The organism is Candidatus Desulfatibia sp., from assembly GCF_036446775.1.
In the GTDB taxonomy this organism is placed as follows: domain Bacteria; phylum Desulfobacterota; class Desulfobacteria; order Desulfobacterales; family UBA11574; genus Desulfatibia_A.
In genome coordinates this window covers 1-13,049 of sequence record NZ_JAZFTO010000280.1, presented here as the reverse complement: position 1 = coordinate 13,049, position 13,049 = coordinate 1, and the positions used below count along the sequence as shown (strand labels likewise).

The following is a 13,049-nucleotide window of genomic DNA, read 5'->3' as shown; positions in this document are numbered from 1 at the left end:
CTACCCATCACCTTCTTGGTATAGAACGGCTCAAAAATCCTCTCAAGGTCATCTGGTGATATTCCCGGACCACCGTCTGATACAGACAATACGGCATATTCACCCACGTTTATATCATCATAACCCCTTACAGGTCTATCTACATAACGGTTCATGGTCGATATGACAACATTGCCGCTACCCTCAATAGCCTCCGCAGCGTTCGAGGTTAAGTTCATTACAACCTTTCTGAGATGAGCGTCAGAACCGCTTATGTTAAATAAATCGGTATCAAGGTTGGTCTCGATCGTAACAGTAGGATGAAAACGTTTAAGTTTTTCAAACTCAGGGGAAAGTAAGTAATCTTCAACTATTGCATTTAAATTCAGCGGTTCTTTGGCGATGGCTACTCCTCTTGCCACTGTTAATAAATCTTGGACAATAGCAGCAGCCCTATGTCCAGTCTCTTGTATTGTCTCAATAGGCTTTCTAAGTTTACTGTCTTTGGGCAAATCCAATAAAAGCAATTCTGGATAGCTTACAATCCCTGACAGGACGTTGTTTAAGTCGTGGGCGACACCACCTGCCAACAGGCCTAATGCTTCCATCTTTTTTGCTCTGGTCAGTTTTTCTTCACTTTCCCGCAAAGCCTGTTCGGTCTGCTTGCTTGCTTTCAATTGTTCCTTTAATTCGCCATAGAGTCTGGCATTTTCGATCGCCACTGCGGCTTGATAGCCAAACATGCTCAAAAGCAGTTCATCTTCCTTTTTAAAAAATGTCCCATCAACTTTGTTGATAACCTCCAGGACTCCTATCAATTTTGTTTTTGCTTTCAGCGGGACGCAAAGCATGGATTCTGTTTCAAACCCGCTTATTTCATCAATTTTTGGATAAAACCTTGCATCCTCTTTGACATTAGGGACCAAAGCGGGCTTCTCATGTTCCACAACCCAACCGGCAATGCCTTCACCAGGTGGAATGCGAATATCAATCAATTTGTCTTCTTTAGGTCCTGTGGGAACACTGAACACTAATTCTTTTGTCGTTTCATCAACCAGCATCAGTGTGCTTGCAACTGAATTAGTCACACGGTTAGCATGCGTCATGATAAGATGTAAAACTTCAGCAAGACTGAGAGTGGAATTGACAAGGGCGCCTATCTCAACCGCGATTCCCAATTTCTCGTTTTCCAATGACATATAGTTTTGAAACGTTTTATCCTGTTCTTGCAAGGCTTGCTCAAGTTGCTCCTTTGTAACAAATCCCATATCATTCAATATCTGCCCCAGTAATGGGGCCGCATCTGTCTCTTTAGTAAGTCGTGCTTCCGTGACTAATCTGTCCCTTTGCAACCTCTCGGGCGATGCTTTTTCTTTCATTACCTGTTTTTGTCTTTGCAGTGCTTCATCGAGCTGCTGCGAGGTAATAAATCCCATATCAGCCAGAGTTTGGCCTAAACACTTTTTTATTATCATGAGCATGTCCCTTTAAATTTTAACTTGCGATCACTAAAGGATCAAATTTAATAAAAACCAGATCATCCCCCTCCCACTATATGTTGTATAATTTTGTTCCGAACCAAGCCGGTCTTAAATTCATGATGCTATGCCTGTATCGATAGGCCTTATCAGGCTAATATCACAGATGGTTTGATTTTGGAATCTTCAATTTTTTGGAGGGTTGCGGAGGGGTGATAAAACTGAAGGGGCGGAATTGCGGAAAGTCACCGGGAAGGTTCTTTGCAACTGCTGTACAACTCGGGATAATGGGTTGTTTTTAAAGATGTTTTGATAGCGATGAGGCGTGGAAAAATTTTGTCACCGTCTGCGGTTCTGCGGTTACGGATTCGGATCTCACGCCAGAGTTACTTTTATCTGAGTCCGGGTTTGGCCTGAACCATATGCTTGGTGCCGGAGCTCGGAATCGAACCGAGACGGGGTCGCCCCCGCGGGATTTTGAGTACGATATCACCATAAAAAGAAAGATTTTTAATATCAAGTATTTGCACTTTTTTTATTAAAAATCAACAATTTGCCAGGACGTAGATACCCGAGGTACTTTGTTGGAACATGGTCGGAGAAAGGTCACGGTTACAAGTTAGTTACAAGTGACAAGTAGCAGCCCATGGGAGTTAAATTTCGATGTGGAGATAGTTTCATCATTGAAAGGGCGGGCCAATTCGGTTCTGCCCTTTTATTTTTATTGAGGTTGAGGTATTGATTTTCATATGGTATCTTCACTTTTCCCAAATGCAGGATTCAGGCAAGAGTACCAGGAATCGTGAATCAAACCATCACTCAAAATGAATACCCTGAGTTGGAATATTCTATGTTGAAAAAAACCTACCTTTTATTACTCGCATTAATCCTGATTCCCGGCATATCCTCTGCTCAAACTATTGATGTCTACATCAAAGGCGTTGATGATGGTGTTAGAACAACAAAGCAACAGGACTATAAGGAAGCTGTACTTTTCGCCAAGCGTGAAGCCATAGAACGGGCTGGAGTTAAGATCAAATCAATGACAACCGCAAAAGACATGGTTGTGAACTCCGATTATATTGAATCTAAAGCTAAAGCTGCACTTATGCCGGGGTATAATATAATTGATATCGGGTATTCGGCGGACGGGACATACCAGATTGTTCTTATAGGTAAAGTGAGATCCGCTGTTTCAGAGGCCATTGATTCAAAAGGGCTGAGGTACGCAAAGAGCCTTTATGATATGGGCAAAAAATCAGATGCTAAAAAGATAATAAACGACATCCTGAAAAACAGCCAAGAAGACGGCACAGTGGCGGAAGCTATGTACTATCAGGTATTATGGAAGTTTTCTTCAGACCCCGCGATTACCTATGCAAAATTAGAAGCCTATTATCCTGATTCAAAATATGTTGGAAAGCTGAAAAATCTTCTGGATGAAAGGGAGGCTGAGAGGAAGAGAATTTCTGCGGAAAAAGAGCGCGAAAGCAAGAGAATCGCTGCGGAAAAAGAGCGCGAAAGAAAGAGAATCGCTGCTGCAAAAGTGCGCAAAAGCAAGAGAATCGCTGCGGAAAAAGAGCGCAAAAGCAAGAGAATCGCTGCTGTAAAAGTGCGCGAAAGCAAGAGAATCGCTGCTGCAAAAGTGCGCGAAAGCAAGAGAATCCCTGCTGAAAAGAAACGTAAAATCCAACCGGTCAAACAAAAATATGGTATTGATGCTAATGGTACAGGAATTGACGGGCAATTTTATGCCTTTGATACAGGAGTTGTGATGGATACAAAGACCGGCCTGATGTGGGCAGCAAAAGACAACGGCAGTGATATTAACTGGCGTGACGCAAAAAGGTATTGTGAAAATTATACAGGAGGAGGTTATACTGACTGGCGGATGCCGACTATTGATGAACTTGCAGGATTGTATGGCAAAAGTGAGAGCTATCAAGCTACACAAAGAAACTATAATGTTTATCTGACAGAATTGATTGAACTTTCAACTTGTTGCCCGTGGGTATCCGAAACACGTGGCTCCTTCGCTGCCTACTTCTCTTTCGACGGTGGTGCCGGGTTCTGGGACAGTCGGTCTTACTCCGACGGCGCCCGGGCTTTGCCGGTGCGTAAAGGCAAATGATCATTTGATTCTTCAAGGGGGTATAGGGGATTTATCCCTTACCCGGAAATTTGTGCCCTCTGTTTTTCCTTCAATATAGCCCACAAATATTCCACACTGTGATATCTGTAAAAATAACACATAATTTTTGACATATACTGCTAAAGTTATCTATTTTTTTGTCGATATACATATTTAATATATGTAAAGTATGGTTAAAGTTGACGACTAAAGAAAAATTCTGTAACCGCCACGATATATTGGGATATACAGAATTAACTCTGTATAATAATTGTTAGCGCACGAAAGGAAGAAATCGATGGAACCAAGAGTTATCTCTGATCCCTTGTTATAGAGGTCCATTCCATTTTCTTTCCAGGAAAAAACGGGTCGTCATGAAACATGTACTTAAGATTAACTATTTGAGAAATATCCTGATTGTATCTTCAATCATCGCCATAGCCTTGCCGATATGTGTTTTTCTGTTCATATTTCCCAGTTTTACCAAAACCTTAGCAGAGAATACAGAAGATGAAGCTGTCCGTTTGGCACATCATTTGAGGACCATGCTCATTGGGGATCAGACTGAATTGTCTCGCGATTCCTTGTCCGCTGCGAAATTGCAACTCGCGAAGCGATATACAGAAGAGTTCGAGTTGATGAAATTGAAAATATTTTCCAACTCGGGAGAGATCATATACTCTACTGAATCCAAGGATATTGGAACAATCAACAAAAAAAGATACTTTCACGATATCGTGGCCAAAGGAAAGCCTTATACGAAGGTCGTGAAGAAAGATACGCCATCTCTTGAGGGTCAGGTCGTAGCCTTGGATGTGGTGGAGACCTACGTACCCATAATGAAGGAGGCTGCGTTTCTGGGCGCATTTGAAATCTATTATGATATTACAGATAGAAAGGCAAAGCTTGATAAATTGGTGTCCATTTCCCGGATTGTGTTATCAATTCTGGCACTCAGTCTCCTGAGCGCAATTATCATTGTCCTAATGAAGGCGGGCAACAATATTTCCCGTCGCCAACAGGCAGAGGAAGCGTTGCGGGAGCGGACAGAGGCCCTGGAACGGAGCAACAAGGAGTTGGAGCAGTTTGCTTATGTCGCCTCCCATGATCTTCAAGAACCCCTGCGCATGGTAGCAAGCTACACGCAGCTATTGGCAAAGCGATACAAGGCCCAGCTGGATTCCGATGCCCACGAGTTTATCGCCTACGCCGTGGATGGGGCCACTCGGATGCAGGTGCTGATTAATGACCTGTTGACCTATTCCCGTGTGGGGACAAAGGGCAAGGATTTGGAAATGACCAACTGCGATACTATCTTGGATCACACCCTTGATAATCTACGGAAAAGTATCGAAGAAAACGCCGCGAAGGTGACCCGCAATCCTTTGCCAAGCGTGATGGCTGATGATGTACAACTGGGTCAGTTGTTTCAGAATCTGATTAGCAATGCCATCAAGTTTCGGAGCGACAAGACACCTCACGTTCATGTATCGGCCGATCGAAATGAAAATAAATGGACCATTTCTGTCCGTGACAACGGCATAGGGATTGATCAGGAGTATTCAGATCGCATTTTTGTGATCTTTCAGCAGCTTCACGGCAAGGAAGAGTATCCCGGCACCGGGATAGGACTTGCAATTTGCAAAAAGATTGTGGAAAGACACGGCGGACATATCTGGATGGAGTCCGAGCCCGGAAAGGGATCGACCTTCCATTTTACAATGCCGATGAAAGGAGAGAATTACCCATGAGCAGTGAAACGATCGGTAGGCCTGTAGACATTTTGTTGGTAGAAGATAACCCCGGAGATATACGCCTGACACAGGAAGCCCTCAAGGAGGGCAAGGTGCTCAACAACCTGCACATAGCCAGGGATGGCGTGGAGGCCATGGCCTTCCTGCGACGACAAGACAAGTATGCCGATGCAGTACGTCCGGACCTTATTCTCCTCGACCTGAACCTTCCGAAAAAGGACGGTCGTGAAGTGCTTGCGGAAATCAAGACCGATGAAGGCTTGAAACGCATTCCAGTGGTGATTTTGACCACATCCGAGGCCGATGAGGACATCCTGAAAACCTATGATTGCCATGCCAATTGTTACATCACCAAGCCCATGGACCTCAATCAGTTAATCAATGTGGTGAAGTCCATTGAGGACTTTTGGTTGAGCCTTGTGAAACTGCCACCCGAGTGAAAGAGATGATGGATAAACCTATCGAAGTTTTGTTGGTTGAGGACAATCCGGGAGACGCACGGCTCATAAAGGAATTTCTGTCTGATGCCGGCGGCACAGCTTTCGAAATAGAGGTTGCCCAAAAGCTCTCGCACGGTCTCGGGGCATTGTCGGAGAAAAAATTTGATGTGATTCTATTGGATTTATCCCTTCCCGACAGTTCAGGTCTCGAGACCGTGGCCAAGGCCCTCTCTTACGCCCAGCAAACGGCCATAATCGTATTGACAGGCCTTGATGATGAAAAACTGGCGGTGGATGCGGTCCGCAAAGGGGCCCAGGACTACTTGGTGAAGGGCCAAATCGATACGGATTTGCTATCAAGGGCCATACGCTATGCGATTGAACGCAAGGGCGCCGAGGAAGAAAAAAGTGAACTCCAGGCTCAACTCCAACGAGCCCAGAAGATGGAAGCCATCGGAACCCTTGCAGGCGGCGTGGCCCATGACCTCAATAACGTCCTCTCCGGTATTGTAAGTTACCCTGACTTGATATTGATGCAAATCCCCCCAGACAGCCCCATAAGAAAATTTGTTTTAAGCATACAGGAGTCCGGAAAAAAAGCGGCCGCAATTGCACAGGATTTACTTACCTTAGCAAGAAGAGGGGTTGCAGTTACTGAAATCGTGAATTTAAATCATATCATTTCCGAATACCTGAAAAGCCCTGAACATCAAAATTTGAAATCATACCATCCTGCCGTTGAAATAGGGACCAGCCTTGAGCCAGACCTGTTGAATATATTGGGCTCCCCGGTCCATTTGTCCAAAACTATCATGAATCTGATCTCTAATGCGGCCGAGGCTATGCCCGAAGGGGGAAAGATTTTGATATCAGCAGAGAACCGCTATGTGGATAGGCCGGTGAGGGGCTATGACGAGGTTGAAAAGGGTGATTATGTCAGTCTTTCGGTTTCTGATACGGGCGTAGGTATCTCTCCAAAAGAGAAAGATAGAATATTTGAGCCTTTCTACACAAAAAAGAAGATGGGAAGAAGCGGAACAGGATTAGGCATGGCTGTCGTATGGGGAACCGTAAAAGACCACAAGGGATATATTGATCTTCAAAGTGCTGAGGAAAAAGGAACCACGTTCACCCTTTATTTTCCCGTAACCAGGGAAAAACCGGCCCAAGATCAATCCCCCTTGCCCATTGAAAATTACAAGGGCAGGGGAGAGTCAGTCTTGGTGGTTGATGATGTAAAAGAGCAAAGAGAAATCGCGGTTAGGATCCTGTCCGAGTTAGGCTATTCTGTGACGACCGTTTCAAGCGGAGAAGAAGCGGTCGATTATATGAGAAACAACTCGGCAGATATATTGGTGTTGGATATGATCATGGATCCCGGGATTGACGGCCTTGAGGCGTACAAAAGAATCGTGGAATCCCGTCCCGGGCAGAAGGCAATCATCGCAAGTGGATTTTCTGAAACAGAACGGGTCAAAGAAGCTCAAAGATTGGGTGCGGGCGCTTATGTACAAAAGCCATTTCTGTTAGAAAAAATTGGGGTGATAGTCAGAACTGAATTGGACAAATAACCTCCCATTTTCGCATCACATCTTCACCCGCACTAAAGACTAAAGATCGAAAACCCGGTTTCCAGCCATTGGAAGTCGGGTTTTTTATTGGCATGAAACTTTGGTTTTTACCCTGATTTACATTGAGCTTGTGGGAAAGGCGGGTGTCTGAACAAAGAAAATTTTGGCCACTGCAAAAAGTGGACTATAAAGTGGACTATAAAGTGGACTACAAAAATCAGATTATTCCACCAAAACAAATTCAAGGGGCTAACCGGCTCTCCGGCTAGCCCCTTGGTTTTTTTGGTGCCGGAGCTCGGAATCGAACCGAGACGGGGTCGCCCCCGCGGGATTTTGAGTCCCGTGCGTCTACCAATTTCACCACTCCGGCTAAAATGGAATTTATAGGGAATTGGCGCACAATGTCAATAGAATTGAACGCCCCGAATTTATAAAAATCAACCACTGATCCACGCAGAGGTACGCTGATACTTTCCTTTCGTTCGACCGACATGGCCGAACAAAATTCATTATCGCGGCTGTGAACAATTACATTGAGGTATTAGTAATAGTGTAAAGACGGAGAGCTATATCTTTAGAAAGTCGTTTGCGGATAAGCCGGATTGCGAAATGATGGATCTTAATGTTTTTTTAGGTATATCTTTTCCTGGATGGTTAGGGATCACCGCTCTTTTTTTGGTTTCGGGATTATGCCAGATCTCGTGACTGCCCTTTGCCTGGCGATCAAAAACAAATCCTGCGTTTTTGAGTTTACGGATTACCTGAATAGGTGTTAGACTTGGCAGTTTTGTCATGCGGCGATCGAAACGGGAATCTTGGCTTCAATGGCAACCTTATCGACCCTTGCTGCTTTTAAGGCTTCGGGAAGTGCATCTCCGTGTTCAAGGTATGATTCCACTAATTTACGTGCCACGTCCTGAGCTATCTCCATTGTCTCTGCAACAGTCCTGCCCTGGGCCAGCAAATCCGGAAGATCCTTGCTCGTGGCAAGATAGCCTCCTTCTTCCAGAGGTTCAATCTTGATGTTTATAAGAAGTTCAGACATGATGGTTTTCCTTTAGTGTTGTTCAATTAAAAATATATGAATTTCGTAAATTTGTCAAAGATTTTGTCTAAACAAAAAATACCGCCTATCCAAAATTTGTCATGATTCTTCGTTCCTATTGCACTATCTATTCGGCATAAAAAATGATCGGTGTTCATCCGTGTATATCTGCAGTTATTTTCATGCAAGAAATTCGGGTTAGTCGAGGATTGCAAATATGTCTTTTGCAGGGACAACGCCTTCTCTAAGAACTGTGGGCGAATCGGTGGTAACATCGATTACGGTTGTACCGGTGCCGCCTTCAAGCGGCCCGGCGTCAAGAATAAGATCCAGCTTGTCGGCAAATAGAGGGTCCAGATCGGAAACTCGCGAGCACCCGCCGCGGCCGGTAAGGTTGGCGCTGGTAGCGGTTATGGGGGCTTGAACCGCATTTGTCAGGACAACGGCCACCGGGTGTTGCGGCAGGCGAACCCCGATTTTGCCGGTGCCGGCGGTTAAATTTGGTGGCAAGGTTGCATGGGCCTCAAAAACAATTGTGATATTACCGGGCCAGAAGCGCTCCATAATACGCAAGGCGGCTGGCGGCACATTATGCACCAGCAGGGCTAGGTCTTCTTGCCGACTTATCAGTACGGAGAGCGGTTTGTTATAAGACCGCTGCTTGATTTCAAAAACCCGGTCTACCGCATCAGGATTTAAAGCGTTGGCCCCCAGCCCGTAAAGATAGCGGGTAGGAAACGAGACAATCCCGCCGTTATTTATGATGCGGGCCGCCTCGCTGATTAAATCCGGCCGGGGGTTTAGAGGGTCTACTTCAATAATCTTGCTCAAATTATGGACCTAACTTAATTCTAGTTTTTGTGCTTTTAGATCAACTTGTTCGGCGAGTTCCTTTTTAAACGCCTTCAATCTTTTTGCCAGTTGGGAATCTGAAAGGGCAAGTATCTGGGCCGCCAGGATACCGGCATTGCGTGCGCCGGATTTTCCAATGGATACAGTGGCGACCGGAACACCCGGAGGCATCTGAACCGTTGAAAGAAGCGCATCGAGTCCCTGAAGACAGGAAGAATCTATGGGAACACCGATGACCGGAAGCGATGTGTAGGCTGCCATGGTTCCTGCCAGATGAGCTGCGTGTCCGGCCCCGGCGACGACAACTTTCAGGCCTCGTTTGCTTGCCGTAGAGGCGTATTCAGCGGCCCGTTGGGGGCTTCTGTGCGCTGATGCCACCGTCATTTCAAAAGGAACGCCCAACTTTTTCAAGATCGCCGCCGCTTCTTCCATAACCTCAAGGTCGGAATCACTACCCATAACAATACCTACTTCAGGAGTTAGATCAGACGGATTTAAAGCCTTCTTTCGTTTTTTCAAAACACCTCCTATAGTCACACCCCAATTGAGCGATAACGCTCAGTTGAAAGTTATTTGTTAATAGTTCACCGCAGAGTCGCAGAGAGCGCAAAGGGTTATCTTTTTTTTGCTTTCCGCTGAACCCGCAAACTACAGCGGGACAGAGACGCCGGAAAGCAAAAAGATCCATCCCATGCCGATTATTCTTCTAATTCATTTACAATTCGCACTATGCCCTCTCAGCAGAAAGAAAAATATTCATTGTCTTTGCGTCCTCTGCGACTCTGCGGTGAACTATTACGGGTTAGCGAGTTGTTCCAGCATGGATTGCTTTTTTTTATCGAGTTCCCGGCGTCTGATACTTGCACCTTTGATACCGCCGTTTAATGCAATTTCCGCAAGGTAATATTCTCCGCTTTCCGTGATCTGCAAATCCAGATGCGCATAAGGAAACTTGCCCCTTTCCATGATGGCCCGACAAAATTCCTCCTGCTTTTGGTCTAAAGCATATGGATAATACTTGCCTCCGGATGCAATGTTCATTCTGAAATTGTCGGGATTGTGTCGGCCGTAAGCCTCGATATAGTCAGCTACGATGATGACGCGCACATCCGTTAAATCATTCAGAAAAGGTTGCAGGACAAAAGGGTATGAAGATTTAGACAAAGCCACTGAATTATACAGGGTTTCAATGTTCTCCCAGCGCCGCACGCCGTGGCCGCAATGCATGTTCTCCTGCTTGGTTAACACAGCGGTAAGGCCGAGTTTGTTATATTGATTGATGGCATCGACCAAGTCCATTCGGCGAGTAATAACCGATGTATGCGGCAGCATCCAAGCCTTAAAGGTAAAGGCCTGAGCAACCTTGGACCTGTTTAGATTCTGTGAAAGAGGCGATGGAAGACAGGTGACGCCGCGTTCAAGCAGGTCGATCAGCACCGATTGTTTCAAATGCTTGTAAGCCAGCATACCGATGAATATATCTCCGGGACCAAGGTCATGAAATAATGCCTTAAGCTCCCTGCTACTTCTGATGATCATCTCATCACCTACCGGACTTTTTATCCTCTAAACTGAATTCGATTAATTTATCAAGAAGCCGGCTGAAATCTATTCCGGCGACTCCCGCGGCCTGGGGTAAAAGGCTGGTGGGAGTCATGCCGGGGATGGTGTTGGTTTCAAGGACATATATCTGCCCATCAGAGAGAATCATGTCGGTGCGGCTGTAACCTTTACAGCAAAGTGCGCGGTGTGCCTTTTTAGCATAGGTTTGTGCTTTTTGGGTCATGGCTTCATCGATACGGGCCGGACATATCTCCTGAGTGGCACCGGGTGTATATTTGGCGGTATAGTCGAAGAATTCAAAATCTTCTCCGGGAATAATTTCGATAATTGGCAAGGCCAGAAGATCATCGTTGCCGAGAACCCCTCCGGTGAGCTCAACTCCTTTTATATAGGATTCGATCAAGACTTCATGATCTTCGGCAAAGGCCTTTTCCAGCGCATCGTTGAGGGCATCTTCGGATTTAACGATAGAGAGCCCGATGCTTGATCCACTGGTCACAGGCTTGATGACCAGGGGCATCCCCAGTTGATCGACGACTGCACGTGTCTCGATCATGTCGATGGATTTGAAAGTCATATCAGGCGCCACCGGAATACCGGCGTTTTTATAAAGCTGCTTGGAAACCAGTTTATTCATGCTGATAGCACTTCCCAGAACACCAGAGCCTTGATAGGGGATGCCCAGAAGATCCAGAAGTCCTTGAACCGTACCGTCTTCACCATAAGGTCCGTGAAGAATTATCAGTGCAGCATCGATACCGGCTGCATCTGCAACCAGCTGCGGGAGGTCTGTTTTGGGATCATAACGGATGACCTCGTACTTGTCGCGATCCAGAGTTTCATAGACCTGATTTCCGCTGGCAATGGAGACGTCGCGTTCAGAAGATATTCCACCGGAAAGAAGTGCAATAGAGAGCTTTGTCATAAGATCACCTTTCAGAATATTAGCGAAAAATACAGACTTAGCCCCTTAAGTGTAAATTTTTTGCATTTTATGGCAAAAATCAATTATTGAGCAGTACATTATTTCACGCAAAGGCGCAAAGCCCGCAAAGGAAAACAAAGATTAATTTTTAAAGAATCTTGGCGTCTTTGCGCCTTTGCGAGAGAATCTTATTTAATTCTCTCCGAGGCGTAGGCTCTACCCTCCGGCCTGTAAGCCCTACGGGCTGGAAGCGGAGCCGGAGGCCGGTTTATCCGGGTTAGGGTTTTAAGATTTGCTGCTTAACTTTGTTATATTCGTCTAAGAGGCTTTTAAAGTGTTTGTCTTCTACGTTTAGTTTATTAAATGTCATAACTATAAGTTTCTTTTTTCAGCTCAATTCTCCAGATTCTCCACATTCGTGCCAAAGGGCCGCGTGGCTGCCTTGTCCTTATCCGAGAAAATGAGTTCAGCGGCTATCTCAGCTGCATCCGTAATTATTTCACGACAGAAAAGAGCATGATCCCGAGAAAGCCAGGCTGTTTGCCATTTGGAAGTTAACTTTCTACAGAGTGTTTCGCCGTACTTTTCTTTGATTCGATTGGGAAGTTGATTGAACAATCTGTAAAGACCCGGTTTTCCGTAAAGCTGTTCTTTCGATTTCTTGAGGACTTCCTGGCCTTCTCCCTCGGGGAGGACGCTTCGCCCGTGAACGGCACTTACGGCCATGACAGCCCCGACTAAAGCGCCGCAGGTATCGCCGTAGAGCCCGATGCCGCCGCCGAACCCCGTTGCCAGTTTTTTCACTTCCGGGGGCAATCCGGTCTCCACCAAAGAGAGCACCGCTTCGGTAACGCACTCGGCGCAATTGTACCCCAGAGAAAAATTTTTCCTTGCTCTTTGTCTTATTTGTTCTATTTGCTCCTCTTTATTCATTTTTTGGCACCCTCTTCACCCGCAATTAGGCAGCTGCAAAAAAACCAAACACCTTATGAATTCGGCTTTATACGAATTTATTAATCTTTTTTAAGAGTTGTTTTTTCTGTTGGGAGGGTAAAGCAAAAGCGGCTCCCCTTTTGGTTTTCACTTTCAACCCAGATTTTTCCTCGATGGGCATCCACGGCCATCTTACAGAAGGTCAACCCCAAGCCGGTTGTATGCACGCGCCCCTCACTTTTTTTATCAAGCTGGAAATATTTGTCAAAAATACGTTTGCGGTGCTCGTCCGGCACGCCGGGGCCGTTGTCCTGGACGAAAAATTTGATCTCCGAAGACGGCAAATACTCAAACCCCACCTCAATGGTATCATCCGGC

General features: G+C 45.7%; 13 protein-coding genes and 1 tRNA gene. 4 read left to right on the top strand and 10 right to left on the bottom strand.

Going from position 1 to position 13,049, the window contains the following annotated elements; all coding sequences use genetic code 11:
* On the bottom strand, positions 1-1,454 hold a 1,454-nt coding region (locus tag V3S16_RS13300), incomplete at its 3' end, for a GAF domain-containing protein (protein ID WP_413885714.1).
* An 853-nt stretch (positions 1,455-2,307) separates the two neighbouring features.
* Between V3S16_RS13300 and V3S16_RS13295 the strand changes: the two genes are divergently transcribed.
* From V3S16_RS13295 to V3S16_RS13280, 4 genes are all read left to right on the top strand, one after another.
* Positions 2,308-3,588 (top strand): DUF1566 domain-containing protein, encoded by a 1,281-nt coding sequence (locus V3S16_RS13295; RefSeq protein ID WP_413885711.1) that lies wholly within the window; start codon positions 2,308-2,310, stop codon positions 3,586-3,588.
* A gap of 374 nt (positions 3,589-3,962) precedes the next feature.
* On the top strand, positions 3,963-5,339 hold the full coding sequence (locus V3S16_RS13290) for a sensor histidine kinase (RefSeq protein WP_413885709.1): 1,377 nt from the start codon (positions 3,963-3,965) through the stop codon (positions 5,337-5,339).
* Positions 5,336-5,782: a response regulator gene (locus tag V3S16_RS13285; protein ID WP_413885707.1), complete on the top strand. Its 447-nt coding sequence runs from the start codon at positions 5,336-5,338 to the stop codon at positions 5,780-5,782. The genes V3S16_RS13290 and V3S16_RS13285 overlap by 4 nt, the downstream gene beginning before the upstream one ends.
* A 5-nt stretch (positions 5,783-5,787) precedes the next feature.
* On the top strand, positions 5,788-7,353 hold the full coding sequence (locus tag V3S16_RS13280) for a response regulator (protein WP_413885705.1): 1,566 nt from the start codon (positions 5,788-5,790) through the stop codon (positions 7,351-7,353).
* 283 nt (positions 7,354-7,636) lie between these two features.
* On the opposite strand, the gene V3S16_RS13275 is transcribed toward V3S16_RS13280, so the two are convergent.
* The 9 genes from V3S16_RS13275 to V3S16_RS13235 all read right to left on the bottom strand — a co-directional run.
* A tRNA-Leu gene (locus V3S16_RS13275) sits at positions 7,637-7,723 on the bottom strand.
* Between the two features lie 196 nt (positions 7,724-7,919).
* Positions 7,920-8,147, bottom strand: coding sequence for a type II toxin-antitoxin system HicA family toxin (locus V3S16_RS13270; protein WP_413885703.1), 228 nt, complete (start codon positions 8,145-8,147; stop codon positions 7,920-7,922).
* Positions 8,144-8,398, bottom strand: coding sequence for a type II toxin-antitoxin system HicB family antitoxin (locus V3S16_RS13265; RefSeq protein WP_413885701.1), 255 nt, complete (start codon positions 8,396-8,398; stop codon positions 8,144-8,146). Before V3S16_RS13265 ends, V3S16_RS13270 begins: the two co-directional genes overlap by 4 nt.
* 198 nt (positions 8,399-8,596) lie before the next feature.
* Positions 8,597-9,229 (bottom strand): L-threonylcarbamoyladenylate synthase, encoded by a 633-nt coding sequence (locus V3S16_RS13260; RefSeq protein ID WP_413885699.1) that lies wholly within the window; start codon positions 9,227-9,229, stop codon positions 8,597-8,599.
* A gap of 9 nt (positions 9,230-9,238) precedes the next feature.
* On the bottom strand, positions 9,239-9,769 hold the full coding sequence (gene purE, locus V3S16_RS13255) for a 5-(carboxyamino)imidazole ribonucleotide mutase (protein WP_413885697.1): 531 nt from the start codon (positions 9,767-9,769) through the stop codon (positions 9,239-9,241).
* A gap of 276 nt (positions 9,770-10,045) precedes the next feature.
* Positions 10,046-10,789, bottom strand: a complete 744-nt coding sequence (locus V3S16_RS13250) for an ATP-grasp domain-containing protein (RefSeq protein WP_413885695.1) — start codon at positions 10,787-10,789, stop codon at positions 10,046-10,048.
* 4 nt (positions 10,790-10,793) lie between these two features.
* Positions 10,794-11,738, bottom strand: a complete 945-nt coding sequence (locus V3S16_RS13245; protein ID WP_413885693.1) for a D-alanine--D-alanine ligase family protein — start codon at positions 11,736-11,738, stop codon at positions 10,794-10,796.
* 393 nt (positions 11,739-12,131) lie between these two features.
* Positions 12,132-12,671 (bottom strand): C-GCAxxG-C-C family protein, encoded by a 540-nt coding sequence (locus V3S16_RS13240; RefSeq protein WP_413885691.1) that lies wholly within the window; start codon positions 12,669-12,671, stop codon positions 12,132-12,134.
* Positions 12,672-12,751: 80 nt separating this feature from the next.
* A partial coding sequence (locus V3S16_RS13235; protein ID WP_413885690.1) for a sensor histidine kinase occupies positions 12,752-13,049 on the bottom strand: 298 nt, incomplete at its 5' end.